This window comes from Pseudarthrobacter sp. B4EP4b (genome assembly GCF_006680095.1).
Classification (GTDB): domain Bacteria; phylum Actinomycetota; class Actinomycetes; order Actinomycetales; family Micrococcaceae; genus Arthrobacter.
Genome location: NZ_VHIJ01000044.1, coordinates 1 through 26825, shown reverse-complemented (window position 1 = coordinate 26825; position 26825 = coordinate 1). Strand labels below are relative to the sequence as shown.

Here is a 26825-nt window from a genome sequence, read left to right as displayed (position 1 = left end):
ATTCCTTTTGTTTTCAGCCGCGGACGGGCTGGGCGAGGTGGCTGCTGAGGATGCGGCGAGCTTCCGTTGCGTCGGTGATCATGGCGGAACCGGCGTTGGCGGCTGCTGAACGCTGGACGGCCTGCTCGCCGCGGATGATCTCGAACGGGTCCTGCCAGTTGTTCCAGTGCCAGCCTTCGTATTCGCTGGAGATGGCGCCGGAGTAGCCGTTTTCCACGAGTTGCCGGACCAGGCCGCGCACGGGCACTGAGGGCTCTTCGCCGTTTTCATCAATGCCGAAGAACTTGCCGTGCACGTGGCGGACCCAGGGCATGATTTCCAGCCAGGTGTCCAGCGGTGCAGGGCCGAACAGTCCCGTTCCGTTGATGCCGAAGTCGATGCCCAGGTCCGGCCGGCCGTTCCGGGCGGCGAGGCCAATGAAGGCGCCGAAACGTTCGCCGTGGACCTTCTGGTTGTTGGGCGGTCCTTCGGCATAGAAGCCGTCCCACAGGTCAACCACCTGCCGGAGCAGGTCCTCCGAAGCACCACGGCGGCGGTAGGCCTCCAGCAGGGAGGGGGCAAAGCCGGTGACAGTGGCGCCCCAGTCGGCAGTGAAACCGAGCAGCGGGGAATCGAGCTTCTCGTAGCGGTCGCGCAGCGCCAGGACGCGTTCGTGCGCGCCGTGCTGGTCGGCGTGGACTTCGAGGGCCAGGGTGACGCCGTACTTCTCGGCCACGGGCAGCAGGCTTTCCATGGCGTCGGGGGTCAGCGAGATCTGCACGCGGGCGATCGGGAAGCCGAGCCGGGCGGCCACTTCGATCTGCTTGCGCATGTATTCGACCAGCTCGTCGTGGTTCATCAGCCGGTCCCGCCGGATGCCGGTATCAACGTTCACTGCCAGCGAGGTGGGGACGAGGTCCACCTCGGCCACCAGGTCGCGGAACTGGCCCACAAAGGTGTCATCGATGCGGTCCGGGAAGCCGCGCAGGCTGGAGAAACCAATAACCTCAAGGCCCGGGCCGAAACCTTCGGCTGCCACCTTGCGGATGAGGCCGTCGAGGTCGTACTGCCGGGCGTGGAAAGCCCGGGTGAAGCTGTATAGGGTGACGCCTTGGATCGGCGTGCCGAGGCTGGTCATCGCTGTGCCACCTTCATGGTCTTGGTGTCGTGCTCTTCGATGTGCAGCACGCCGTGGTCGGTGATGATGTAGGGGATGTAGAGCTTCAGGTCCACCCGGACCTCGTGCTCGGCCTGACCGTCACGTACGGGAAGGTCCCCGGAAAGGACGGCCGAGTCCAGCGGGTACCACCACTCGCCGGTTTCATCCACGAGCTCTTCAAAGCTGAACGTCCGGTTGTTCATGGTCCAGCGCAGGGAGTCCTCCGGTGCGGCAACGCCGTCAACCGTCAGTGCTGCGCCGGCGATGCATGAGCCCGGAAGGGCGCGGTACCAGGGGATCCGGACTTCGACGGCGGTGCGGCCGTCCTGGGTGGTCAGTGTTCCCTGCTCGATTATGCGGTCGGCGATCATCGAGACCTCCTTGTCTGCGGCATGCCTTGCCGTGAGTGAAATGCCTGTGCTGGAACGAAGTGGCCGGACTACCGGCACTTATTCATTATTTGGACAGTCTATTGTCTGATTCGGACATAAGTAAAGAGCTGTTGATCTTTTCCGCGATTTTCCGTGCGCCGCGCACGGCGAGCGCCACCGACGTCAGGGTGGGGTTGCATGCTGTGGCGGTGGGGATGACGCCGTTGCCGGCCACAAAGAGGCCGGGGACCTGCCACACCTGGCTGTCGGGCGAACAGACACTCTCGCCGTCGTCCGTCTCACCCATGCGCGTGGTGCCCTGGTAGTGCAGCGACGCACCCGGCAGCAGGACAAAGGGCCGCTCGTCCAGCGGTTCGCCCACCGCCTTGCCCAGGCGGACAATTTCCTGCCTGGCGCGGTCCAGTACCTCGTGGTCCCGCTCGGTCAGCCGGTAGTGGATGCGCATGGCGGGCAAGCCGTAGGAGTCGCGGGTATCGTCGTCGAACGCCACCCGGTCCTCGCGCTGCAGGTCCTTCGCGCAGAACAGGCCCAGCCCCACGATGGAGCCCGGGACGATGGGATCATCATCGGCCAGGGGAACCGGGGAAGCATCCAGCTGCATAATCTGGCCGTGGAAGGGCGCCTCGTCCGTATAGGGAACCCAGGCCACTCCGCTCTGCTCACTGAGGGCACCATTGGCCGCCGCCGGCGCGTCCTCGGGCTGGACATCGCGGAGCCTGCTCGCGAACACCACCTGCGCCTGGTCGTTCAGGTAGCGGCCCAGGGCGCCGGGCCGGATCCCGGAAGCCCACAGCAGCTGAGGTGTGCGCAGGGCGTCCGCCCCCACCACAACGTAACGGGCGGCCACCTGATAGGTGTCACCGCTGCGGCGGTCCTGCACTTCGATGCCGGCAGCAGTGCCGTCCTCCACCAGCACACGGGTCACCAGCGATTCATCAAACAGTTCAAACTGCGGATTATCGCGGGTGGCCTCCCCCATCACGACGTCGGAGCCGGACCATACGAGGGCGCCATCCTGCCGCCGGTGTACAGCAAGGGGCATGGGCTGGACGCGGAAGGCAGGCTTTCGGCCCTGATCCACTACCCCGGCGAGGCGTTCGCGGACCAGGTCCGAGAACGGAGCGCCATCAAAAGCGTGCGTGGTGACCCCCAGGAGGCGGTCGGCATCGTTCAGGAGCTCTTCCAGGTCCGGCAGGAACTGGATGCGCTCCTTGCCGCCCGGGCGGGGGCAGGCGGCGGTCCAGTGGGCGGCCATGCCGCCCACATTGCTGGACATGGCCGCGACGGGCATGCCGTCCTCGCCCGGAAAGGCGTAACCGTCCTGCAGCAGGTAGGTTCCCGGGCGCGCGCGGCGCTCACCGCTCTTGACGGCGCCCGGCGAGTTCACCGTTGCGGCACCGGCACCGGGGCCTTCCGACGCCCGCTGGGCAAGGCTGCGGCGCTCAGGGTCCTCGATGTTCTTGACGTGCGCCCCGGGCGGGTTGCTGACCGTAGGGCCCACCTCGAACATGGCAATAGTGGCACCGGGCGCTTCCTCGCTGAGGATCCGCGCGTAGGCCGAAGCCGTGGGACCGCTGCCGACGATGGCGACGTCGACCGAGGCCGGATAACGGTTGCTGCTCACCGCCCCGCCACCAGTTCCTGGATGCGGCGCACCGACTTTGCCGAGTCGATGGTGGGGTAATACTCGAGGCCGATGGGACCGGCGTAACCGCTGGTCCGCAGGTCCGCGAAGCGGGCAGGCCAGTCGATGGAGCCGGAGCCGGGCTCGCCGCGGCCCGGGGCGTCGGCGACCTGCACGTACTTGATGAGGTCCCCGGCATTGGCGAGCTCCGCCGCCACGTCCTCGCCCTCAACCGTGGAGTGGTAGAGGTCGTAGAGGACACCGAAGTTGGGCGAGTTGACGCCCCTGGCGACGTAGACAGCTTCGGACGTGCGGTCCAGGAGGGCCCCGGGGTGGTCAACACGGATGTTCACCGGTTCGAGGACCAGCGTGATGCCGGAACCCTCGATGTGCGCTGTGCCCTGGGTGAAGATTTCGATCAGTTCGTCCAGCTGGTCCTGCCGCTTGCGGCCGCCGAAGCCGGTGCCGCTGCCCACCACGATGCGGGGGCAGCCAAGCTGGCGGGCCACTTCGACGCCGGCATCCAGCCCGGTGTAGAACGGCGCGTGGTCCTTGGGCGGGATCATGAACTGCATCCGCGGTTCCGCCAGCTGGGCGGTGAGCTGGACTCCGGTTTCCTCGAGGGCTTCCTTGAGGGCGGGAATGTCCTTGCCCGTGGGGCCCCACATTTCGACGGCGTCGAAGCCGGCGGCGGCTGCGGCGCGGACACGGTCGGCGGCGCTGGAGCCTGATTCTGAGAACAAAAGGTCGATGTTGGGCGCGAGCTGGTACATGCGTGGCTCCTGGGTAGTTGAAAGTGATGGGTAGGAATGTGGGGGCGGCTTTGCCCGGATACACCTGTTTTTGGGCGCAAAGGATCACGGCAGGCCGTTTGCCTGGATTAGTTCTTGCGTTTCCGGCCGGGCCGGTCAGCCCTTGAGGCCGCCGGAGAAGCCCTGGATGAAGCGCTTTTGGGCGAACAGGAACAGGGCGAGGATGGGGATCATGGACACGATGACGATGGCGAAGATCGAGTTCCACTGGGAGACCAGGGAGCCGATGTAGTAGTACATGGCCACCGGCAGTGTCTGGTTGGCGGAGCCGCCCAGGAAGATCAGCGATGTGAAGAAGTCGTTCCACACGATGAGCCCGGCGAAGATGGTGACCGTTCCTGTGGCGGGAGCCATCATGGGGAACACCACCTTGGAGAAGATCTGGGATTTGCTGGCGCCGTCGATGGTCGCAGCTTCTTCATAGTCGGTGCCGAGCCCGCGGAAGAAGTTTGCGTAGAGGAAGATCGAAAGCGGCAGGAGCATGCCGGTGTAGAGGACGATCAGGCCCCACGCGGATCCGGTCAGGCCCATGGCCCGTGCACCCATGTACAGGGGGACGGCGCCGAGCTGGCCGGGAAGGATGATGGCCACCAGGAAGAGGTAGTACGCGCCCTTGCTCCAGCGGCGGGTGCTGCGGGAGATGACGTAGCCGGTGATGGAACCGAGGGCGATGAGTCCCACGATGCTGCCCGCGGTGATGATGAGGCTGTTGACCAGGCCCATCACCACGTTGGAGTTGCCGGTGGCGGTGAGGACGTCGACGAAGTTGCTGAAGTCCGGGCTTTTGGGCGGAGCCAGGGCCGAGGTGGTGAACAGCTCGGTGTCCGGCTTCAGGGCTGTTGTCACCAGGAAGTAGAACGGCGTGAGGAACAGCAGGGCGAGCGCCCACAGGCCGATTTCGCGTAGCAGGGTGAGTTTGGTGTAGCGGAACATGGCTTAGTCCTCAGGGTTCGAACGCGTCAGCCGCTGCTGGATTACGGCGAAGATCAGGATGATGGCAGCGAGCACCAGGGCCAGGGCGGCACCGCCCCCGAAGTTTCCGAGTGCAAACGCCTGCTTGTAGACCTGGGTGGCCAGCGTTTCGGTTGCCCCGGCGGGTCCGCCGCCGGTGAGCGCCATGATGGGATCGAAGACGCGCAGTCCCTGGACGATTCCCAGCGTGGTGGCGATGGCGACGGCGGGACGAATGGCGGGCAGGGTGACGTTGCGGAACCGCTGCCACAGGTTGGCGCCGTCAATGGCCGCCGCCTCCTCCACTTCCGCGGGGACACCGGCCAGGCCGGCCATAAAGATCACCATGGCAAAACCGGTGGAAGACCAGACCAGCACCACCAGGACGGTCCAGATGGCCCACTGCGGGTCTGCCAGCCACGGCTTGGCCTGGTCGCCGGCGCCAATTGCGGTGAGGAAGGCGTTGAGCGGGCCGTCGAAGTCGAAGATGTATTTCCAGATGTAGGCCGTGGCCAGCGGGCTGAGCACCACCGGCATAAAAAACAGGGTCCGGAGGATGTAGCGCGTCTTGAGGATGCGGTTCAGGCCCAGCGCGATGACCAGCCCGGCGATGTTGCCCAGGAGGACTGAGCCAAAGGCCAGGAAGAGTGTGTTGGAGAGGGCTCCGACTTTCGTGGGGTCCTTGAAGATGGCCTCAAAGTTGGCCCAGCCGGTGATCTTGAACGCGCCGATGCCCGTCCAGTTGGTGAAGGCGAAGAATCCGCCGATCCCGGTTGCCACATAGTGGATGGCAAACACCAGGGCGATCCCGGGCAGGGCCCACCACCAGTGTCCGAATTCCAGGCCGTGGCCCCGGGAGCGGGCGTTCTGGCCCGCCCCCGGAGTGCGCCTGCCTCGCCGGGGTGCTTCTGCTGCTTCGCTTTTCGGTTGCATCGTCGCAGTCATGGTATTCCTTGCTTGTCCCTTTGAGTGGTCGGAACGTTGATGGTGAAAAACGCTACTGGCCCCAGGCGGCGTCCATGGCCTGCAGGACCTGGTCGGGGCTCTTCTGCCCGGTGATGATGCCCTGGACCCCTGTGGCCAGCGCGTCGTAGACGGCGGAATTCGGCCACTGGATGTTCGGCAGCGGGCCGTACTTTCCGTCCTTGATCAGGTCGCCGACGTTCTTGTAGGCGCCGCTTCCGAAGTCGTACTTGTCCAGTCCGGTGACCGGAAGGGCGCCGTCGATCTCGGCGAAGGCCTTGGTCTGCTCCGGCTCGGCAGCCCAGTCAAGGAATGCCTTGGCAGCGTCCTTGTTCTTGGAGGCTGCGTTGATGGAGAAAGCGTAGTTCGCGCTGGCGAAGACGTAGCTCTTGCTCGAGCTTTCAGCCGGCAGTGCCCGGACAGCGAATTTGGCGCCGCCGGCGGCCGATTCCAGCTGCTTCCAGCTGGGGGCCGGGATGAAGCCGCTCACGGACGTTCCGCCGGCAAGGCCCTTGGTGATGGCGTCGAAACCGCCGCCCGCAGCACCTTTCTGGAAGCAGCCCGCATCTTTAAGGGTGTTGACTGCCTGGAGGGCTGACTTCCAGCCGTCGGAACCGGCGAAGGTGGTCTCCTTGGCGGCGCGCTTGTCGTTCCATTTCGGGTCTTCCGCATAGACGCGGGAGGCCGCCAGGGACATCGCCATCAGGCCGGTATTGGGAGGCGCTGCTCCGGCGAGGGCAAAGAGGGACTTTCCGGACGATTCCAGAGCCTTGCACTGCTCCTGGAGGGAGGAAAAGTCGGCGGGGAAGCCGCCGGCTGCCTCAGCGGCAGTCTCATTCGAGACAAGGGCAGCGACGGTGATTTCCGTGGCCTGGCCGTAGACCTTGCCATCGTGGCCGAAGGTGCTGCCGCTTCCCTCGGGAAGCAGTTCCTTGGCGGCGTCGTCCAGCGGCTCAAGGAAGCCGGCTTCGGCGAGCGGCAGGATGCTGCGTCCGGTGCCGGAGCCGGGCGAGGTCACCACGACGTCGGAGGCATTGCCTGCCTGGAGCTGGGTGCGCAGGGTCTGGTCATAGGAGTCGTTGGGCTGCGGGTTGAAAGTGATTTTCACATCGGAGTGGGACTTCATGTAGTCCTCGGCCAGCTTTTGGAACGGGCTCTCAATGGTGTTGGACGTCGCAAAAGACAGGGAAAACTCCTTGGACCCATTCGACGATGAGGTACTGCCAGCGGAGCTTGAGCAACCGGTGAGAGCAAGGGCGGCGATGGTTGGGACGGCGAGGGCGCCGATAACCTTCATAGCCGCGGTGTGGCGGTGCTGTGCCATGTTCAGCCTTTCTGACTTCGTTGTCGAAAATATCCGGGAGCCGTGACCCCGGTCACTCATCAGTATGCAGGAGATGTGCAGAAAAAGCACATAAGTATTGCGGATGCTAGACATAAGTTTCGCGGAGGTCTGCGGAAGCCCTTGGTGTGCATCGGAGGACGTGATGCGTCACACTGGCCCTATTGATGCCGCTGATACACTGGCGGGACGAAAGTTCACCGTTGAAAGATCGCCAAGCCGTGACGAATAATGTCCTGCTTTCCCGGCTCGACCTCAACCTGCTGATCTCGCTGGATGCCCTCATTACCGAGCGGAGCGTGACGAGGGCGGCCGAGCGGCTCCACCTTAGCCAGCCGGCGCTGAGTGCTTCGCTGGCGCGGCTCCGGTCCCATTTTGGGGATCCCATCCTGGCCCGCCGCGGCAATGCTTATGAGCTCACCCCTTTCGCCCTGCGGCTGGCTGAGCACACCACCACGGCGCTGGAGGCGGCCCGGCGCGTCTTCGAGAGCCAGGCCACGTGGGAGCCCGCTGAATCCGAGCGCGAGTTCTCCATCTACGGCTCCGATTATGGATTTACCACCGTTGGCCGGGTGGTTTCCGAGCTTGCGGCCGAGCGTGCGCCGGGCGTCCGGTTCCGGTTCATGCTGCACAATCCGATGGTGGTGGAAGACGCAGCCAACCGGCTCCGCTCCGTGGACGGCATGGTGATTCCGCACGGGTTCCTTTCCGGGCTCCCCTACCTGGACCTGTGGCGGGACGGCTGGGTGGCGGTGGTCTCTGCGTCCAACGACGCCGTCGGCGAGAGCATCACCATGGAGAACATCGCCGAACTTCCGTGGGTGATGACCTACCAGACCAGGTCCGCGTCAACCTCCGCGGAACGCCAGATCATGCAGCTGGGCGTTGAGCCGCGCGTGGACGTGGTGGTGGAGAGCTTCCAGTCCTTGCCGCATTTTGTGGTGGGAACCAACCGGATCGCACTCATCCAGGCGGCGCTGATACCCTTCGCGCTGCGGGTGGGCGGCGTGCGGATCCTCCCGCTCCCCTTCGATGCCACGCCGCTGGTGAACGCCCTGTGGTGGCACCCGGTGCACAACCGCGATTCGGAGCATGAGTGGATGCGGGGCCTGTTCAAGGAGGCGGCCGATATCGTCGCCGCCGCGGCCGCCAAGGACGCCCCTCAAGCCCCGGCATAAAAGCCGCAGTTAAGGGTCCCCGGCTTAAAGGCCGCGGTGCCCGGCCGGGTGAACGGACGGGCACCGGGGATGCACAACGCTGGGGGTCAGGCCGACGCCAGCGCCGAGCGCATGCTCTTGCGGATCAGGTCGTGCTGCTTGCGGACCAGCAGCAGCGGATCCACCTCGCCAAGCTCGGCGAAGGCGTGGCCCTCCCATTCGCTGGACCAGTAGCCGCGGTAGCCGCCCTCCACAAACACACGGACGAGCTCGGGGTAGTCGATGGCTGGCTCGTTGCCGTGGTCGTCAATGTCGTAGAACTTCGCATGGACGTGCATGATCTGGGGCATGATGTCCGCCCACTCCTTCGGGCTGACATGGCCGTGCATGTTGAAGGCCAGGTGCGCGAAGGAACCAAGGCGGGCAGGATCGAAATCCCGTGCCCGCAGGTAGCCGATGAACTCCTCCTGCCGCGCCCGCATGGGGGCGTCGGTGGCCCAGATGGCCTGCAGCTTTTGGACCGCTTCGTCGTCGAGCCCGGCCCGGCGGACGGCACGCAGGAGCGTGGGAGACATGCTGTGCATGGTGGAGGAGAAGTCGGCCACGAAGCCCAGCAGCGGTGAATCGAGCTCCGCGTACACGTCGCGGACCTTCATGATCTCCGGCGAGTTGGGACCCAGAGGCGCATGGATCTCGTAGGCAAGCTTGAGCTCCAGGTCCTCGGCAAGCGGCAGCAGCCGCCGCAGCAGGTCCGGCTTGGCGCTCTGGATGCGGACCAGCGGGAACCCGAGCTTCTTGGCGCCGTGGAAGAGCGTCTGTGTGAACTCGTATTCCTCCTCGGATGTCATGTCCCGGTCGCGGCGCCGGCCCATGTCCAGGTTGGCGCCAAAGGAGCTGGCGGTGAAGCCGTGCTTGTCGAAGGCCTCCTGCCAGGACCGCGCGAAGTCATCCGAGACGTGCGGATACGTCGGCAGGACCTGGGAGGCCACGATCTCGATGCCGGGGCCGATGCCCAGCTCCGCCACGCGGTTCAGCAGGCCGTCGAAGTCGTACCAGCCGGCCCGGAACTCGGCGCTGGCCGAGTACAGGGTGAGCCCGAGCGAGAACGGATCGTCCTCAGCCTTTGGCGGAGGCGGGGTGACCGCCGTCGTTAATACAGGAGCCGCAGCGGCCCTGTCCGTGACAGTCAGCTTGAGTGTCTGGTTGACGAAGTTGGGGACATACATCCCGGGGCCGCCGTCCTGGCCCGGGGCGATCTGCATGTAAGGCAGGCGCAGCTCCCCGATGAGCTGTACGGTGTGCTCCTCGCCCAGGGCTGCAGGGGTGTCCCGCTTGGCGATCAGCAGGGGGTGCTCCTGCAGGTACCAGAGGGTTTCGCTCTGGGCCGGGAGGTCGGCGAGCGCGTAGCGTGTGCCGCCAAGTTCCAGGGCCAGGTCCTCGGCAGGCACGTCCTGGCCGTCGATACTGAGCCGCAGGCTGGAGACCGAGGAGAGCCACAGGCTCCGATACCACGGCAGGGTCAGGGCCAGGGCCAGGCCGTCCGGGTGGGTGCGGAGGCTTGAATCGTCAAGAAGTCCGTTTGGCATTGTCTGTTCTCTTTGCTGGGAGGGAGGGGTCAGGGAAGTTCGGAAGTGATGCGGCGGATCAGGGCATGCTGGCGGCGTACCTGCTCGACGGCCCGCCACGGCGTCCGGTCGCCTTCGTATTCGCTGGAGAGGTAGCCGGTGTAGCCCGCGTCCTTGAGCGCCTTGAGGACGGGGAGCCAGGGAATCTGCTGGTCCTCGAGTTGGTCGCTGATGTCGTGGAACTTCGCCTGGACGAACACCACGTACTGGGCAATCGCTGCGAAGTCGGCCGGGTCCACGCCGATGCCGTCCAGGAAGGCGGGCCTGGTTTCGCGGGTCTCGCCGTCGCGCAGCGGGATGGGCCGGTCCTGGAAGATGCCGGTATCGATGAGCAGGCCGAAGTTCTTGGTTCCGGTCCGTTCGATGAGGCTGATGTAGTCCTCGACGACGGGGTGCTTGATCGGGGTGGGCGAATGGATCTCGGGGCAGATGATGACCCCCAGTTCGTGGGCAAGGTCAAGGGAACGCTCCACAGATTCAGTCCAAATAGGGTCGGGGACCAGGTCGCTGGACACCACGCCGATCTTGGGCCGGACAAAGCCGAAGCCCAGCCGGCGGGCCAGCCGCAGGTCGCGCTGCAGCGCCCCTGCACCCTCGGCAGCCGTCATGCTCCGGCCCGGGTGCAGGCGGGTATCGATCCAGGACCCGTAGTTCGTGGGCTCCAGGGAGTACTTCTCGAGCAGGCTGAACCAGTTGTCGATCCACGCAGGGTCGGGTTCGGGGTAGCCGGGGACGTGGCCCTCGCCGAGGATCTCGACGCCGGTGGCGCCCACGTCCGCGATGGAGGCCAACGCGGTCTCCAGGTCCATGACCGTGCCGTAGTCGCCCATGTAGCTGTAGAGGGAAACGCCGTAACGGAAAGTGCCCCCGCCGCCCTCCGGGGCCAGCGTGACTGCGCGGCTGACGCGGTGGACGGTGGGCTGGTGCTCCACGGGAATGTAGGACATGCGCAGCCGCAGTTCGATGGTGAGTTCATGGACGCCCTGCGGCAGGCCGCCGTCGAACGGAACGGTGACCACTGCGGCTTCCTCAAGGGGCCAGCGCACGCCGTCGCTCTCCCAGAGCTGCTGCAGCGTGTAGGTCCGCCCGCCGAAGGTCCACAGCGGAACCTCAGGGCCGACGTCGACGATGTTGCCCACGCGGACTGCGATGCCGTCGATCAGCGACGCGGCCATGCCGCGGTAGGAAGGCATCCGGACACGGAACTGGAAGCCGGTCACACGCCCGCCCTCGGTGACGTTGCGGAAGCCGACGGACTGGATGAGGTCTCTTTCGAGAAGCATCGTTGCTCACTCTCTCTAGGTGCACACCGATCGTAGCATCGTTATGTCGCTTTCACACTAAAGTATGTAAGCTTTCTCCCTAACCCGACTTGCCAAATAAAAGGAGCCCAGATCGCGTGGCTGACGTGTTGAACGCCCTCATCCTTTCCGGGCATATGACCTGCGAGCACGACAACGAATTCCGCAGCTTCCGGGCCCACAACCAGTGGCTCACCACGGTGCTTGAGGACACGGGCCGGTTCCGCGTTCGAGTGATCGAGGACCCGCGGGGGCTTGGCGCGAACGTCATCGACAGGTACGACGTGGTCATCATCGTGTTCGAGGGCCGCGACGGATACCACGAAAAAGCCGTCGGTTTCGGCGCTGAAACCGACGCGGCCCTACTGAAATTTGTCCACGACGACGGGAAAGGCATCGTCTGGTTCCACGGCTCGGCTGTTCAGGAGGACGACTGGGGTTACCCCGAGGAGTACAACATCATGCGGGGCGCGAAGCTCAGCGTTCCCACCGGGCTGCGTCCGCGTCCCTGGGGTGAGGCCGTGCTGCAGACGGCCCGGCCCCGCCATGCCATCACGGAGGGCATCAGCGACACGTGGACGGTGACAGGGGACGACATCCTGACGGGCGTCCAGCTGTACGACGGCGCGGAGGTGCTTCTCTCAGTGTTTGACGACCTGGAGTCGTACCAGAACGCGCCGATGTGGCCCATGCCCCACTATCCGGTGGCCATTCCGGCGGAGGGCATCGAGGGCCTCCCGGGCATCAACACGCTGCAGCCCCTTGCCTGGATCAACAACTATGGCGAAGGCCGCAGCTTCACCATCACCATCGGGCATGACATTGACACCTTCCGGCGGATCGAGTTCATCCGGATGTTCCCCCGCGGCGTGGAGTGGGCAGCCAGGGGCAAAGTCAGCCTGGAAGGACCGGACCGTCGCGGTGAGCGTCGCTTCCTGCCGTGGCCTTACTACAACCACGAGGGGTAACGAGGGGCAATCCGGCCTAGCCCTCCCCCGACGAACCGTTCAGCTCGGCCCGTGTGGGCGGGTTGGCGCCCGGCCGTGACACCGTAACGGCCGCCGCCTTGGCCGCGTGGGCAAGGAGTTCGGCCATGCCCTCTGCCGGAAGTTCGCGCAGGTCCTTGCGGTTCTGGGCACCGTCCAGGCCGCGGTCCACCAAGCCGGACAGCAGGGCTGCCATAAAGGAATCGCCGGCGCCCACCGTGTCTGCCACCTGAACACGCGGTGCCGCCACCCGCGCCTCGCCGGCCCGGGTTATCCCCCACGGCCCGTCTGCTCCGCGGGTGACCACCACCATGGCCGGGCCCTCGTTGCCGCCCAGTTCCAGCCAGCGGCGGGCAGCGTCGAGCACGTCCGTGTCCGGGTAGAGCCAGGCGAGGTCTTCGTCGGAGGCCTTCACCACGTCAGCGAGTGAGACGAACTTTTCCGTGTGGCGGCGCGCATAATCCACGTCGGTGATGATGCTGGGCCGGCAGTTGGGGTCGAAGCTGATGGTGGCGCGCGGGTGGGCGTATTCGACGGCGGCCAGTACGTCCTTGGCGCCGGGCGCCAGCATCGTCGCGATCGAGCCCGTGTGCAGCAGGGTGGTGCCCTGCAGCATAAACGCCAGCCGGTCGGCGATGCCGGGAAGCTCCCAGGTGAGGTCGAAGGTGTAGGTAGCGGCGCCGTCGTCGTCAATCAGGGCGGTGGCCACGCTGGTAGGAAGGTCGTCCGGGCCCAGCGGAAGCATCACAGAACTGGAGCGCAGGTGGGCGGCGACGGAATCGCCGTACGCGTCCCGGCCGTAGCGGCCGATGAACTGCACGGGGTGGTCCAGCCGGGCCAGGCCCACCGCAACATTGAGCGGGCTGCCGCCCACGTGGGCCTCGATCCCGGAGGCGCGCTGGACAACGTCAACAAGGCCTTCGCCAATAACTGTGAGCATGCCCATACTCTGCCAGAGGAGCGGCGCCGGCAGCAGTTTGTGTCAGGCAAGTTTGTGTCAGGCCAGAGCGGCAGCCCCCTGCGCCAGCCGGGTAATCTGCGCCCAGTCTTCACCTTCCACCGCAGCACGGGGCGTGAGCCAGCTGCCGCCGACGCACGTGACGTTAGGCAGCGCCAGGTACTCCGGCGCGGAGGCAAGGCTGATGCCGCCCGTGGGGCAGAACTGGACGGCCGGGATGGGCGCACCAATGGCGGCCAGATAATCGGGCCCCCCGGCGGGTCCGGCCGGGAAGAACTTCATCGCCGTCAGGCCGCGCTCCAGGACAGCCAGCACCTCCCCCACCGTGGCCACGCCCGGCAGCACCGGAACGTCCAGCTGCAGCATGTGGTCCAGCAGCGTCGGCGTCACGCCGGGGCTGACCAGGAACTGGGCGCCCGCAGCCACGGCATCGTCGGCCTGGGCAAGAGTGAGGATGGTGCCGGCGCCCACCAGGATGTCCGGCACTTCATTGGCGATGCGCTTCAGTGATTCAAGCGCAGTGTCCGTGCGGAGCGTCAGCTCGATGATCCGCACTCCGCCCTCAACCAGTGCCCGCGCCACCGGAACGGCGTGCTGCGGATCGCCGATGGTAACCACCGGGATGACAGGGGAAACGTGCAGGACACTGGTTGCGTCAGCCATGGGTGATCTCATTTCTCAGGCCTTCCAGCCCGGTGTCGATGATGCGGTACCAGTGCGTCAGCAGGTCCGCGAAGGTGGTGTTGGCCGCTAGCTCGGCGCCAAAGATGCTGCGCACGCCCAGGAGCGCCGGCACCACGGTGGCGGCGGACCGCTCAGCGGGCAGGGCCTTCTGGAGCTCGTCCGCCAGGGGATCGTTCAGGTCTGCCGCAGCAGTGGTGGCCACGTGGTGCATCCACGCGGCCACGGCGAGCGCGGCCCAGCGCGGTTCACGGCCGGCGTCGAGGGCGGCGCGTGCGGTGGTCAGCAGGCGGAGGCCGATTTTTTGTGAACCGTCGCTGCCTACCTTGGCGGTGGTGTGGCCCAGCGCCGGGTTCGCGAAGCGCTCGAGGACCTGGGCGCAGTACGTTTCGCCGTCCAATCCCTTGGGGAGGCTGATGGTGGGCAGCGCGTCCTCGGCCAGCATCCGCTGGCAGGCCACGCGGAATACGTCCTCGCCGATGGCGTCGCTGATGGTCGCCTTGCCGCTCGCCAGGCCGAGGTATGCCAGCATCGAGTGGCTCGCGTTTAGCAGGCGCAGCTTGGCCGCCTCCCACGCGGCCACATCGTTGCTGAACAGCGCCCCGGCTTTTTCCCAGGCGGGCCGGTCCCCCGCGAAGTTGTCCTCGATGACCCACTGCATAAAGGGTTCGGCCACCACGGCGGCCTCATCCCGGAGTCCCAGTTCACGTTCGACGGCGTCAAGGTCATCTGCTGTGGTGGCCGGCACCATCCGGTCCACCATTGTGCTGGGGAAGGTGACGTTGTCCTTCAGCCAAGCAAGCAGCGGCCCGGATTCATCCTCAGGCAGGGCGGTGGCGAACGCCCTGACCAGGGTGCCGGTCAGTTCACCGTTGCCCGGCAGGTTGTCGCACGAGACCACGGTGAGCGGTCCTGCGCCGGCCATGGCCCGTTTCTGGATGCCGCGCGTGACCTGTCCGATGGCGGTCAGCGGCGGGTTCCCGGCAAGATCTGACTGGACCTGGTCATCCGCGAGGTTCAGGGAACCGGTGTGCGGATCGATCCGGTAGCCCTTTTCGGTGACCGTCAGTGTCACCACCCGCGTGCTGTCCCCGGCGATGCGGTCCACCACGGCATCCGGCCGGTCCCGGCCCGAGATGGCCTCCACGATGCTGGACACCACGCGCAGCGGCGCGGCGCCGCTCCCCCGCTCAGCGACGCAGAAGAGTCCGTCCTGCGGAGCCAGCTGGCGTGCCACGGTGTCGGAACGCTGCGTGACTCCGATGATCCCCCAGCCGGAATCGCCGGTGGCGAGCATGGCTTCTTCGGTGAAGACGGCGGTGTGGGCGCGGGCGAAGGCACCCAGCCCGAGGTGGACGATGCCGGGCCGGATGGTCCGGTCCGCAAGGGGTGCGCGGTGTTTGTCGTTGCCGGCAAGGGAGGCAGCGCTTAGGCGTGTGATGGCGCTGCTCCTTCCGGTGCCAGCCCGACGGAAGCGTGGGCGCGGGTTTGCTCCAGGGTGGGGATGAAGCCGGTGCCGCCCTTGCCGCCCACCACCAGTGATGCAGCTGCTGCTCCGTACCTCGCAGCGGCGGAAAGGTTGTCGCCAAGGACAAGGCGGGCGGTGAGGGTGCCAACAAAGGCATCGCCCGCGCCGGTCTGGTCCACCACAGCCGGAGCCGGGATCGAGTCGATCCAGGTTTTGTCCTGGCCTTCGCCGTCCAGCTGGATGCCGTCGGCACCGCAGGTGACCGCGACGTTCCGCGCACCCAGGCTGCGCAGCTTCGCGGCGGCCTCAACCGGCGTCGGGCAGTCCAGGAGAGCCGATGTTTCGCCGGGGAAGGATGGAGTGACCAGGAAGGCGCGGGGCGCGAGCTCCAGCAGGGCCGCCGTCGCCTCCTCCACGGAGGTGAGGCGGGGGCGGTAGTTGGGATCGAACACAAAGCGCTTCGCCACGGCGGCGGCCTTGAAAACCGCCGCGCGCGATGACTCTGAGATGGCACAGGCGATACCTCCCGCCACCACGGCGCCGGCAGCGGCGAAAACTGCCGGGTCGACGTCGTCCGGCCCCAACGTGGACCCGACGCTGCCGGTGCGGGCATACGAGAACTCGCGCTGGCCGTCCGGGTCACAGTGGACCAGGTAGACGCCCTGCTGGCCGCGGCGGAACTTCAGCAGGTCGGGGGAAACGCCGAGTTCCACAATCCTGGCGGCGATCGCCTTGCCGAGGTCGTCGTCGGTCAGTACGGACAGGAGGCCCACGCGGGCACCCGCGGCAGCGGCTGCCGCGGCAACATTCAGGGCGTCACCGGAGATGCCGAGCTGGGCGGGGACGCCGTGGCCGAACGCCACGTCGGTGGCCACCTCAACGAGGATCTCCCCCATTACAACGACGTCGAACGGCTCTTGCTTCGGGTGTTGGGTAGGGATGCTCACCAGTCGTGCACCGATCCGTCGAGCCGCCGGTTGATGGGCAGGTACTTGGGGTCGAACGGGAAGCGGGCGGCGGCTTCCTCGTTGAACTCCACGCCGATGCCGGGAGCATCCCCGGGGTGCATGTAGCCGTCATTGAACGTGTAGGAGGTGGTGAAGACTTCGTTGGCGGGTTCCCGGTGGCCCATGTATTCCTGGATGCCGAAGTTGGGGATGCTCATGTCCACGTGCAGGGCCGCGGCGAAGGAAGCCGGCGAGAGGTCGCCCGCGCCGTGGGAGCCGGAGCGCACGCCGTAGAGGTCGGCGAGGGAGAAGATCCGGCGCAGGTGGGTGATGCCGCCGGCGTGCGACACGGAGGTGCGGATGTAGTCGATCAGCCGTTCGGTGATCAGCTGCTGGCAGTCCCAGATCGAGTTGAACACCTCACCGACGGCGATGGGCGTGGTGGTGTGCTGGCGGATCAGGCGGAACGCGGACTGGTCCTCGGCCGGCGTCGGGTCCTCGATCCAGAAGGGCCGGTACTGCTCCAGCGAGGCGCCCAACCTGCCCGCCTCGATGGGGGTCAGGCGGTGGTGCACGTCGTGCAGGACGTGCACGTTGTAGCCGAACTGTTCGCGCACGTGGGCCATCATTTTCGGCGCGAAGTCCAGGTACGCCGTCGTCTCCCAGGTGTCCTCCTGTGGGACGTTGCCGCTGGCGGGCTCGTACAGCTTGCCGTCCACCGGGGCGATTCCGTAGGTCTTTTCCAGGCCCGGGACGGCGGCCTGGGCCCGGATGGCCTTGTAACCGAGGTCCAGGTGGTGCTGGAAGTCTGCGCCCAAGTCCTCCAGCGTGGAGCCGCTGGCGTGGCCGTAGACCATCACGCCCTCGCGGGCTGCGCCGCCGAGGAGTTCGTACACCGGCATGCCGGCGGCCTTGCCCTTGATATCCCAGAGCGCGACGTCGATAGCGGCGACGGCGGTCATGGTCACCGGGCCGCGGCGCCAGTAGGCACCCTTGTAGAAGTACTGCCAGGCGTCCTCGATGCGGCGGGCGTCCCGGCCGATCAGCAGCGGGCAAAGGTGCTCGGACAGGTAGGACGCCACGGACAGCTCGCGCCCGTTCAGGGTGGCGTCGCCGATGCCGGTGATGCCGTCCTCGGTTTCAATAACGAGCGTGACGTAATTCCGTCCGGGCGACGAAACCACTACCCGTGCGTCGGTGATCTTCACTGGTTGGTCCTTCAGGTGGGTGGTAGATAGAGCAAGTAGGTCGCAGTAAGTGTCGTTATGAGCCGCCATAACGACACTTACTGCTACTCAGTTGGGTGGGGTGGTCAGGTGGTGCTGAGGCGGAGCATGACCTTGCTGCTTCCGGTGGCGGGGTCTGCGGAAACGCGCATGGCTTCCTCCGCCTGGTCGAGATCGAACGTGTGGGTGATAACCGGTGACACGTCCAGGCCTTCGGCCATGGCGCGGAGGGCGTCGGTGATCTCATCCACGAACCGGTACGAGCCGATCCAGGTGATCTCCCTGGTTACCAGGTCCCCCAGCGCCGCGGGTGCGGGGGCGCCGGGCAGGTTGCCCACCTGGACGATAGTGCCGCCGCGGGCCGTGGCGCGCAGGACCCCGCCGAGGACGGCTGGAATGCCGGTGGCTTCAAATACAAGTTCCATGTCCTGCGGAAGGCTGCCGCCCGCCGAGACGTTCAACACCTCGTCGGCACCCATGGCCTTCGCAATGGCCAGTGACGCTTCGCTGATGTCAGTGGCGATCACGTTCCTGGCGCCGGCGTACTTCGCTGCGGCGACCACCAGGGATCCGATGGGGCCGGCACCGTTGACCAGCACGTCCCGGCCGGACAGGTTTCCAATCCGACCGACAGCGTGAAGGGCGACGGCGAGGGGTTCGGCCAGTGCGCCGTGCAGGGTGTCCACGCCCTCGGGCAACGGCCGGATCTGGGAGGCGCGGGCGAGCTTGCGTTCGCTGAAGCCGCCATCAGTGTGGGGGTCGAAGGCGGCTGAGCCGAAGTACCGGATCTGCGGGTAGAGGTTGGTGCGGCCGGCGAGGCGCTCCGGCATGCTGCCGTCGCCCACCAGTTCTGCGGGGTGGACGGTGACCGGCTGCCCCACTTCGAGGTCCGTGACGCCGGCACCGAGCTGGGCAATCCGGCCCGCCACCTCGTGACCGAGGACCAGCGGCGACTTCAGTACAGCCGTCCCCGAGCCGCCGTGGCGCCAGTACGAAAGGTCAGATCCGCAGATGCCGCCCCATTCGACGTCGAGCACTACTTCCCCGGGGCCGGCAACCGGCTCGGGCCGTTCATCGATCCGGAGATCGTTGGCGCCGTGGACTACAACGGCTTTCATACTGCGTCTTCCAGGCGGACCATGTCGCGGCCGCGGACCTCGGGACCAACGAAGGCCGAGATGAGGGTGATCAGTGAGTAGGCGACGAGCATCGCGGCCAGCGGCCACCAGTGGCCGGTGATTGCGGTGAGCGTGGCGGCCAGCAGCGGGCCGATGGCGGTTGCGAGGATGCCGCCGATCTCCTTGGCGAGCGCGAGCTGGGTGAAGCGGGTGCGGGCGCCGAAGAACTCGGCCATGGTGACGCTCTCCATGGCGAACAGGCTCAGCACGCCCAGGTTGAGGCCTCCCACCATGGCGACGGTGATGAGGACTGTGTTGCCGCTGGTTACCATCAACATCATGGGAATGGCGAACAGCGCGGTGAGGGAGCTGAGTGCCAGGTAGAGCGGCCGCCGGCCGAAGCGGTCACCGAGGAGGCCCATGACGGGGATGGTGAGGAAGCCGAGCAGTGAGCCGTACATGATGGCGCTGGTGGCCACGCTCTTGTCCACCAGGAGGACGGTGGCGATGTAGCCGACGAGGAAGGTCTGCACGAGGCCGGAGTTGCCTGCCTGCCCGAAGCGAAGGCCGAGGGCGATGAGGAAGGCCTTGCCTTTGCGCTGGTGCAGCGCAGCTTCGATGGTGCTGGTCTTTGCCAGTTCCTGCGTCGCTGCGATTTCGCTTTTGGACAGTGCAACGCCATCGACGACGTCGGCGCGCTCTTCGAAGACCGGGCTTTCCTTGAGGGACCGGCGGACCCAGACGGCGAAGATCATCAGCACGAAGCTGAACAGGAACGGGATGCGCCATCCCCAGGCCAGGAGCTGCTCCTCGGAGAGGGTTGCGGCCAGGATTGCCCAGATGGCAGATGCGGCCAGGGTTCCTGAGTTGGTGCCCAGGGACACGAGGGAAGAGATGAGGCCGCGGCGGCGGGCGGGAGCGAACTCAGCCAGCATCACGGTAGCGCCGGCGATCTCGGCGCCGGCACCGAAGCCCTGCGCCAGGCGCAGGGCCACCAGCAGGATGGGGGCCCAGATGCCGATCATGGCGTAGGTGGGGAGGACACCGATCAGCGTTGTGGACGCACCCATCAGGGCGATAGTGATGAAGAGGACCTTCTTGCGGCCGATCCTGTCACCCATCCGGCCGAAGTAAACGGCACCCGCAAGACGGGCAACGTAGCCCACGCCGTACGTTGCCATGGCGGCGATGAGGCCGATGACCGGGCTGACGTCGGGGAAGAAGAGCTTGTTGAAGACGATGGCTGCCGCCAGCGAATACAACTGGAAGTCCATGAACTCCATGGCTGTTCCCAGCCAGCCGGATACGGCGACTTTGGCCAGTTCGCGGGTGGGTTTTGCTTCCGCTTTCGTGTTGGGGGGCGCAATGCTTTCGGTCATCAGGTGCTCCTTTGCAGGCGATGCGAACGAAGGGGATAAAACGGGGGACGCCGGCGGGTCTGCAGCAGTGACCAGCAGCACGTTCTACTACCATACAAGCACTACCATTCTAGTGTGTCAACAGCATAGAATGAGGTCATGGCTAGGGATAAACGAGGCGCGACCCCGCGGCTGTCCGTGCGGGACCAGACCCTTGAGACGCTTCGGCGGCGCATCATTTCGCTGCAGCTTCCCCCGGGGGAACCGCTGTCCGAGAACGAGCTCGCGCAGGAACTGGGCGTCAGCAGAACCCCGGTACGCGAGAGCCTGATCCTGCTGCGCGAGGAGGGCCTGGTCCAGGTCTTCCCCCAGATCGGTTCGTTTGTTTCCCTCGTCGACCTGGCCCGGGTGTCCGAAGCGCAGTTTGTCCGGGAGGCCATTGAATGCGCGTCGCTGCGCGATCTTGCCGTGGACAGCGCGGGCATCGCCGGCCTGCGGGAGATTCTTAAGGCCCAGTCGGAGGCCGATGCCGCCGGCGACGTGGAGGAATTCTTCCGGCTGGATGAGGACTTCCACCGGGAGCTGCTGCGCATGGCGGGACACGAGTCCGCCTGGGCGGCCGTCAACTCCGCCAAGGCGCACCTTGACCGCGCCCGCCGCCTCAGCCTGCTGGACACCCGGCCGGTGGCCACGCTCATCGAGCAGCACACCGCCGTGGTGGATGCCCTGGAGACAAACAACCTTAACGATGCCGACAGCAGTCTCCGCCTCCACCTGCGGGGCGTCTTCGAGGACGTCCAGCGCATCCAGGAATCCACCCCTGAACTTTTCTCCGACGGCGCAGCGCCCCGTCCCGGGAGGCGAAGCGTCGCCCGCCTGACGTAGCAAGGGCGCGCGTCAGTTCTTCAGCGTCCTTGGCAGCAGAGCCCCTTGCCATGGGCAGCGACGGCAGGGACCCGGCTTTTCCCCGCTCCGTAAAACCAGTCCGCTAAAGCGTTGACAGAAAAGTGATCGATAACTAATACTGGTGTTACCGATCACTTTCCTGGCCGGCCGGCGATCGGACATCTTGTGCTGAGGAACCCATCCTCCCCAATGTCATGCACCATCTTCGGAATCCGGGAAGAACTCCACGCCGCAGTGGCCCGTCCTTCCGGCAAGAAAGGTCTGCCTGTGAACCACCAACCAACCCGCCGGACTTACCTGTTGCTCTCCGCCGCCGCTGCCGCGTCTGCCTTGACCCTGTCCGGCTGCGCGGCCGGCGGCACCCCCGCTGCCGAGGAGTCCGGCCCCGTCACCATCCGCTTTACCTGGTGGGGCGGTGATGCCCGCCAGAAAGCCACCCAGAAAGTCATCGACGCCTTCGAGGCGGAGAACCCCAACATCACTGTGGTGGGTGAATACAGCGACTGGACCGGCTACTGGGACAAGCTCGCAACGCAGGTGGCAGCCAACGACGCGCCGGACATCATCCAGATGGACGAGAAGTACGTCCGGGAATACGGCGACCGCGGCGCCCTGCTGGACATCAAAAAACTAGCCGGCCTGGACACCTCCGGCATCGACCCGGACACCCTCAAGAGCGGGGAGGTGGACGGGGAACTAGTTGGCCTGGTCACCGGCATCGCCACGTTCTGCATCGCTGCCAACCCAAGTGTCCTGGCCAAAGCCGGGGTGGCGCTGCCGGATGACACCACGTGGACGTGGGAGGACTACCGGGAAATCGGCCAGCAGATCAGCCGGAGCGGGGCAGGCACCGGCGTGGGTGTGCAGTACGGGGATCAGGACCTCTATATCTGGGCGCGCCAGCACGGCGACCGGCTTTACGATGACGCGGGCAACGTGGTGATCAAGCCTGAAACGCTCGTCTCGTTCTGGCAGAACGTCCGGGACCTGTCCACATCCGGCGCCGGCGCCAAGCCATCGGCCATCATCGAAAGTGCCACCGCTTCGCTGAACCAGACACCCCTGGCCAAAAACGAGATGGGCTTCTCCGGTGTGTTCAGCACCCAGCTCACGGCCTACTCGGGCGCCAGCGGGCAGGAGCTGAAGCTGCTGCGCCTGCCCGGCGAGTCCAGCGCCGCAGAACGCGGGGCCTATTACAAGCCATCCATGTTCTGGTCCGTCTCATCCCGCACCAAACACCAGAAGGCGGCGGAGAAATTCCTGAACTACCTCACCAACAGCCAGACCGCGGCCGACATCATGCTCACTGAACGCGGCATACCCGCCAACGCAAAAGTCCGCGAAGCCATCGCCGCCAAGCTGAACGCCACGGACAAGGCCGCGATCGAGTTCACCAACGCCATCGCCGACGAGGTCAGGCCCGCCCCGCCCATCACGCCTGCCGGCGGCAGCACCATCACCGACATCCTCAGCCGCTACACCTCGGACATCCTTTTCGAACGCACCACCCCCGAAAGGGCGGCCCGGCCCTTCATCGACGAACTGTCCTCCTCACTCCGGAAGTAGATATGACCCACCCCAGGAATCACGACGCCGGTACCCCCCTTCGCGTCGCTGTCATCGGCACCGGCGGCATCGCCAATGCCCACGCCGAGGCACTCAAGCAGCAACCCGGCGTCGAACTCGCGGCAGCGATCGACGTGGACCCCGCGCGTTCGGAGTCTTTTGCCGGCAAGTGGGGCGTCGCCCGGACCGCGGCAAGCCTGGCAGAAGCGCTCGACGGCGGTGCGCTGGATCTCGCAGCCATCTGCACTCCCCCCTCCAGCCACTTTCCGCTGGCACTGGAAGCGCTGTCCTTCGGTCTGCATGCCGTGATCGAGAAGCCGCCGGCCTTGTCCCTGAACCAGATGCGGCAGCTGGAAGCCGCGGAGCAGGCGTCCGCAGGCTCCCTGAGCTGCATCTTCCAGCACCGCTTCGGCTCGGGCGCGCAGCGGCTGCTCGCACTCCAGCAATCCGGAGCCCTGGGTAGGCAGCTGGTGGGCACTTGCAACACCCTCTGGTTCCGCGACCAGCCATACTTCGATGTTCCCTGGCGCGGGCTCTGGGATGTGGAGGGCGGTGGGCCCACCATGGGCCACGGCATCCACCAGTTCGACCTGCTCCTGCACCTGTGGGGTCCATGGTCCGAAGTGACGGCCTTCGCGGGCAAGCTGGCCCGCACAACAGATACGGAGGATGCCTCAGCTGCGGTGGTCCGCTTCGAATCCGGGGCGATCGCCACTGTCGTCAACTCCGTCATCTCCCCCCGCGAAACCTCCTACCTTCGGCTGGACTACGAGAAGGCAACGGTGGAGCTCGAACACCTCTACGGCTACAGCGACCACCATTGGAAGGTGACCCCGGCACCCGGCCAGGATGCCGTCGTCGGCCTCTGGAACGAGGGGGCGGACCACCCCAGCGGACACCCCGCGCAGTACGCGGCGATCATCCGGAGCCTGCAGGCCGGGGAACCGGCTGCTGTCTCCATCTCAGACGCCTATGCCACCATGGAACTCGCGGCCGCTATCTACGCGTCGAGCGTCAGCGGGACCACTGTTTCGCGCGGCCAGATTGACGAGTCGAGCCCCTTTTTCACCCGCATGGACGGACACCTGGAACCCTGGAAACAAGAGGAAGCACTCGAAGCATGAGTACCGAAGCCGCACTCAGCTGGCGCGACGACAACCAGTCCCTGACCGTATCGCTCGGTGACGTGGAGATCGCCACCTACACGTACGATGCCACGGACGAACAGCGCGAGTCGCCGCGCCCCTTCTTCCACCCGCTGCGCACCACGGCGGGCGAAACGGTCACCGCGTACCGCCCGTGGGACCACGTCTGGCACAAGGGCATTGCCTGGTCCCTGCCCCACTTCGGCGATGACAACTTCTGGGGCGGGCCCAGCTACCGCCGCGGCAAGGATTACACGTGGCTGCCCAACAACGGAAGCATGCGCCACGGGCGCGTAATCGAAGCAGGGCTCGACGGCGGCGCGTTCCGTTTTAGCCACACGCTGGGCTGGTGGACGCAGGCCGGCAAGCACGTGGTGGACGAAACCCGCACCATCCGGATTACCCCGGGCCCTGACGCCGCCTGGACCCTTGTCTTCGAAACGGAGATGACGAACGTCTCCGGCGGCGACATCCACATCGGCTCGCCCACCACCGAAGGGCGGGAGAACGCCGGGTACGGCGGACTGTTCTGGCGGGGCCCGCGCGAATTTACCGGCGGCCGCATCGTTGGCCCGGGCGGAGCCAGCGGCGAAGCGCTGCGCGGGACCCGCGGCCCCTGGCTGGCATTCGTGGGCCAGCACGATGACACCTGCCGGTTTTCCACAATGCTGATCGCTGACGCCACCACCAACGCCCAACACCCGCCGGAATGGTTTGCCCGGTCCGAGCCCTTTGCCTGCTTTGGTCCTGCCCCGTTCTTCAGCACTGAGGTCACCTTCGCCGCCGGCGAAACAATGGTCAACCGGTATGCCGTGGTGATCGCGGACGGCGACCCGGACCAGGAGCGGCTGGACCATCTCGCCACCCTGGCCGGGGAAACCCTCCAGCGGAAAGCCGCGGCGGACCGGACCAGGGCATGAAGACCCAGGCACTCCCCTTCCCCGGCAGCGTGGGCCTGACGCGCCTGAGCGTTTACAGCTGGGAAGCCAGTGACGGGGTGTGCGGCGGCTCTCCCCACATGCATACCGCGTCCACGGAGGCGTACCTGGTGCTGTCCGGGTCCGGACGCGTGGAAACGATCCGCGCCTCAGGATACGAATCCTATGATCTGGCCCCCGATGACCTGCTCTGGTTCAGCCCGGGCACCATCCACCGGCTGGTCAACGAGGACAACCTGGAGATCCTGGCCATTATGCAAAATGGCGGACTGCCGGAGGCCGGCGACGCCGTCCTCACTTTCGAGCCGGAGGTCGTTGCGGACGCGAAGCGGTATGCCCAGGCTGCAACGCTCGACGCCGGCCCCGCCTCGCCGTCGTCCTCGCTGCCTGCTGCGGCGCGCACCCGGAGGGACGCAGCGCTGGCCGGCTACCTGCGGCTGAAGGAGGCCGCGCAGGCGGGTGACGTCGGTGCCGTCGAGCGGTTCCACCGTGACGCCGTCCGCCTGGTGCAGGCGCGGGTACCTGACTGGCAGGAGCTGTGGAAGGAGACCATCGCACCCGAGGCTGCCCGCACGGAAGGGTGGCTTGCGGACCTTGCGGAAGGCAGGTACAGCCATTTCAAGGATGCCGCCGTCACCCGGAGCGCGCCTTCGAGCGGGGAGCGCGTCCTGGGGATGTGCGGAATGCTGCAAAAATGGGACAGCAACGGCAGCAGGTGAAGGGACACCACCGGACATGGCGCAGGAAGCAGTGGCACAGGAAGCCATGACACAGGGCAAGGCAAAAGCGCCAACCATCTACGATGTGGCCGCGCTTGCCGGCGTGTCCCACCAAACCGTGTCCCGGTACTTCAAAGCCCCTGGCGGGCTCAAGCCGGCAACCCTGGAGCGCGTGGAAAAGGCCCTCGCCGAGCTTCACTACACACCCAACCTGGCAGCCCGCTCATTGCGGTCCCGGGAGCATTACCGGGTGGTAGTGGTAGTTCCCGAAGCTTCGCTGTATTTCCCCGCCCGGATGCTCAATGGAGCCGCCGCGGCCGCCCATTCGGCCGGATACCGCGTGGACGTTGTGGCCATTGAGGGAACCGCCGAAGCCCGCGCGCACCAGCTGGAAACCCTGCTGGGCGGCGAGGACATCGCCGGCATCCTGTCCTTCGTCCCCAGGCCCAAGGGGAGCCCGGCCGCCCGGCAGTCCGCGGCTGTTCCCATGGTGGTGGCCGGCGAGTACGACAACAAGATGCGTGCGCGGGGCAGCCTGGCGGACGGCGCTGCGGCACGAAAAATTGTTGAGCACCTTGCCTCGCTGGGACACCGGAACTTCTTCCACGTCGCCGGGCCAACAGCCTGGCCGTCGGCGCGGAACCGGCGGGCTGTCTACGAGGAAACAGTGGCCGAGCTTGGCCTGGTATCCATGGGGGTTGCAGTGGGCGACTGGTCTCCGGCCTCCGGTTACGCTGCGGGGCGGAAGATCTCGGCCGTCAAGGACGTCACCGCGGTTTTTGCTGCCAACGACCAGATGGCCATCGGCGTCATCCGGGCACTGCATGAACATGGCCTTGCGGTGCCGGATGATGTGAGCGTCTTCGGCTGGGATGACATGGCCGAGTCTTCGTTCCTGATCCCCACCCTGTCCAGCGTGCACATGGACCTGGAGGCGCTTGGAGCCCGGAGCATGTCCGAACTCATCGCCCGGATCCGGGGGCAGCAGCCCGCCACTGAGGCGTTGTCCCTGGCGCCAATGGAGTTGGTATTCAGGGAATCAACGGCTCGGGTGCGGGCTTAGCGCTCCAGGTCATCCCAGCAATTCCCGGACCAGCTCTCGGCATTTTTGGTATGCCGGTTCGGCCGGATCGATGAGTGCGAAGTGGTCCCCGGGCACCGTGACCAGCTGCGCCGGCACCTGTCCGTTAAGGCTGGCCTCCGCGTACGTTACGGACATAGCCAGCGGCACGTCCTCGTCCTCCGTGGCGTGGACGGCATAGACCGGAACGCCCAGTGGGAGCGCTGCCACCGGGTCCGCATACCGGTGACGGCCGGGATATTCCGACGACGGACCGCCCAGCAGGTTGGCCACCGCACCGTTGCTGAGGTTGAGCCTTTCGGCCTCTGCCAGGTTGAGGACGCCGGACTGGCTCACCACGCCGGTGAGGCGGACGCCACCGGCGTCTGCCCCGACGTCGCGATGCTCAGGTTCCACTCCCAACCCGCCCAGCCGGTCCCGCCC

General features: G+C 66.2%; 25 protein-coding genes. 8 read left to right on the top strand and 17 right to left on the bottom strand.

All coding sequences use genetic code 11. The features are described 5' to 3' along the window. Positions 1-13: 13 nt before the first annotated feature. The 7 genes from FNL14_RS16850 to FNL14_RS16820 all read right to left on the bottom strand — a co-directional run bounded on the left by FNL14_RS16850 (position 14) and on the right by FNL14_RS16820 (position 7204). Positions 14-1117: a sugar phosphate isomerase/epimerase gene (locus FNL14_RS16850; RefSeq protein ID WP_142062210.1), complete on the bottom strand. Its 1104-nt coding sequence runs from the start codon at positions 1115-1117 to the stop codon at positions 14-16. Further along, positions 1114-1509, bottom strand: a complete 396-nt coding sequence (locus FNL14_RS16845) for a DUF6379 domain-containing protein (protein WP_142062207.1) — start codon at positions 1507-1509, stop codon at positions 1114-1116. Before FNL14_RS16845 ends, FNL14_RS16850 begins: the two co-directional genes overlap by 4 nt. An 85-nt stretch (positions 1510-1594) precedes the next feature. Then, positions 1595-3154, bottom strand: coding sequence for a GMC oxidoreductase (locus FNL14_RS16840; RefSeq protein WP_142062204.1), 1560 nt, complete (start codon positions 3152-3154; stop codon positions 1595-1597). Beyond that, positions 3151-3927 (bottom strand): TIM barrel protein, encoded by a 777-nt coding sequence (locus FNL14_RS16835; RefSeq protein WP_142062201.1) that lies wholly within the window; start codon positions 3925-3927, stop codon positions 3151-3153. The genes FNL14_RS16840 and FNL14_RS16835 overlap by 4 nt, the downstream gene beginning before the upstream one ends. Positions 3928-4062: 135 nt before the next feature. After that, positions 4063-4899, bottom strand: coding sequence for a carbohydrate ABC transporter permease (locus tag FNL14_RS16830; RefSeq protein ID WP_142062198.1), 837 nt, complete (start codon positions 4897-4899; stop codon positions 4063-4065). Between the two features lie 3 nt (positions 4900-4902). Beyond that, a complete protein-coding gene (locus tag FNL14_RS16825) occupies positions 4903-5862 on the bottom strand; it encodes a carbohydrate ABC transporter permease (protein WP_142062195.1) in 960 nt (319 codons plus the stop codon). A 52-nt stretch (positions 5863-5914) separates the two neighbouring features. Further along, entirely contained in the window at positions 5915-7204 is a 1290-nt protein-coding gene (locus tag FNL14_RS16820; RefSeq protein WP_091419146.1) for an ABC transporter substrate-binding protein, read from the bottom strand. Positions 7205-7443: 239 nt separating this feature from the next. On the opposite strand from FNL14_RS16820, the gene FNL14_RS16815 reads away from it, so the two are divergent. Then, positions 7444-8400, top strand: coding sequence for a LysR family transcriptional regulator (locus FNL14_RS16815; protein WP_142062192.1), 957 nt, complete (start codon positions 7444-7446; stop codon positions 8398-8400). Positions 8401-8486: 86 nt separating this feature from the next. Here the strand turns inward: FNL14_RS16815 and FNL14_RS16810 are convergent, their stop codons facing one another. Both FNL14_RS16810 and FNL14_RS16805 read right to left on the bottom strand, forming a co-directional pair. Beyond that, positions 8487-9965 carry a DUF6379 domain-containing protein gene (locus FNL14_RS16810; RefSeq protein ID WP_142062189.1) on the bottom strand — a complete coding sequence of 493 codons (1479 nt, stop codon included), beginning with the start codon at positions 9963-9965 and terminating at the stop codon, positions 8487-8489. A gap of 29 nt (positions 9966-9994) precedes the next feature. Next, on the bottom strand, positions 9995-11287 hold the full coding sequence (locus tag FNL14_RS16805; protein WP_142062186.1) for a DUF6379 domain-containing protein: 1293 nt from the start codon (positions 11285-11287) through the stop codon (positions 9995-9997). Between the two features lie 116 nt (positions 11288-11403). On the opposite strand from FNL14_RS16805, the gene FNL14_RS16800 reads away from it, so the two are divergent. Further along, positions 11404-12273 carry a ThuA domain-containing protein gene (locus FNL14_RS16800; RefSeq protein ID WP_142062184.1) on the top strand — a complete coding sequence of 290 codons (870 nt, stop codon included), beginning with the start codon at positions 11404-11406 and terminating at the stop codon, positions 12271-12273. Positions 12274-12289: 16 nt separating this feature from the next. Here the strand turns inward: FNL14_RS16800 and FNL14_RS16795 are convergent, their stop codons facing one another. From FNL14_RS16795 to FNL14_RS16765, 7 genes are all read right to left on the bottom strand, one after another. Beyond that, positions 12290-13231, bottom strand: coding sequence for a carbohydrate kinase (locus FNL14_RS16795; protein WP_142062181.1), 942 nt, complete (start codon positions 13229-13231; stop codon positions 12290-12292). 57 nt (positions 13232-13288) lie between these two features. After that, positions 13289-13912 carry a bifunctional 4-hydroxy-2-oxoglutarate aldolase/2-dehydro-3-deoxy-phosphogluconate aldolase gene (gene eda, locus FNL14_RS16790; protein ID WP_142062178.1) on the bottom strand — a complete coding sequence of 208 codons (624 nt, stop codon included), beginning with the start codon at positions 13910-13912 and terminating at the stop codon, positions 13289-13291. Beyond that, positions 13905-15290: a mannitol dehydrogenase family protein gene (locus tag FNL14_RS16785; protein WP_255470889.1), complete on the bottom strand. Its 1386-nt coding sequence runs from the start codon at positions 15288-15290 to the stop codon at positions 13905-13907. The genes eda and FNL14_RS16785 overlap by 8 nt, the downstream gene beginning before the upstream one ends. Before the next feature lie 68 nt (positions 15291-15358). Further along, on the bottom strand, positions 15359-16294 hold the full coding sequence (locus FNL14_RS16780; RefSeq protein ID WP_091419133.1) for a PfkB family carbohydrate kinase: 936 nt from the start codon (positions 16292-16294) through the stop codon (positions 15359-15361). A gap of 47 nt (positions 16295-16341) precedes the next feature. Further along, positions 16342-17553: a D-mannonate dehydratase ManD gene (manD, locus tag FNL14_RS16775; protein WP_142062172.1), complete on the bottom strand. Its 1212-nt coding sequence runs from the start codon at positions 17551-17553 to the stop codon at positions 16342-16344. Positions 17554-17657: 104 nt separating this feature from the next. After that, positions 17658-18689, bottom strand: a complete 1032-nt coding sequence (locus FNL14_RS16770) for an L-idonate 5-dehydrogenase (RefSeq protein ID WP_142062169.1) — start codon at positions 18687-18689, stop codon at positions 17658-17660. Further along, entirely contained in the window at positions 18686-20068 is a 1383-nt protein-coding gene (locus tag FNL14_RS16765) for an MFS transporter (RefSeq protein WP_142062166.1), read from the bottom strand. The genes FNL14_RS16770 and FNL14_RS16765 overlap by 4 nt, the downstream gene beginning before the upstream one ends. A gap of 138 nt (positions 20069-20206) precedes the next feature. Here FNL14_RS16765 and FNL14_RS16760 point away from each other — a divergent pair, with 138 nt between their 5' ends. The 6 genes from FNL14_RS16760 (at position 20207) to FNL14_RS16735 (ending at position 26384) form a co-directional block, all read left to right on the top strand. Beyond that, positions 20207-20932: a GntR family transcriptional regulator gene (locus FNL14_RS16760; protein WP_142062163.1), complete on the top strand. Its 726-nt coding sequence runs from the start codon at positions 20207-20209 to the stop codon at positions 20930-20932. Positions 20933-21220: 288 nt separating this feature from the next. Beyond that, positions 21221-22519: an ABC transporter substrate-binding protein gene (locus tag FNL14_RS16755; protein WP_142062160.1), complete on the top strand. Its 1299-nt coding sequence runs from the start codon at positions 21221-21223 to the stop codon at positions 22517-22519. A gap of 2 nt (positions 22520-22521) precedes the next feature. Next, entirely contained in the window at positions 22522-23643 is a 1122-nt protein-coding gene (locus FNL14_RS16750; protein WP_142062157.1) for a Gfo/Idh/MocA family protein, read from the top strand. After that, on the top strand, positions 23640-24584 hold the full coding sequence (locus tag FNL14_RS16745; RefSeq protein ID WP_142062153.1) for a PmoA family protein: 945 nt from the start codon (positions 23640-23642) through the stop codon (positions 24582-24584). The genes FNL14_RS16750 and FNL14_RS16745 overlap by 4 nt, the downstream gene beginning before the upstream one ends. Further along, entirely contained in the window at positions 24581-25321 is a 741-nt protein-coding gene (locus FNL14_RS16740; RefSeq protein WP_142062150.1) for a cupin domain-containing protein, read from the top strand. Before FNL14_RS16745 ends, FNL14_RS16740 begins: the two co-directional genes overlap by 4 nt. 16 nt (positions 25322-25337) lie before the next feature. Further along, positions 25338-26384, top strand: a complete 1047-nt coding sequence (locus FNL14_RS16735) for a LacI family DNA-binding transcriptional regulator (RefSeq protein ID WP_181762683.1) — start codon at positions 25338-25340, stop codon at positions 26382-26384. 9 nt (positions 26385-26393) lie between these two features. Here FNL14_RS16735 and FNL14_RS16730 read toward each other — a convergent pair. Next, positions 26394-26825: alpha/beta hydrolase family protein (locus FNL14_RS16730; RefSeq protein WP_370455873.1), on the bottom strand; the 432-nt coding region annotated here is incomplete at its 5' end.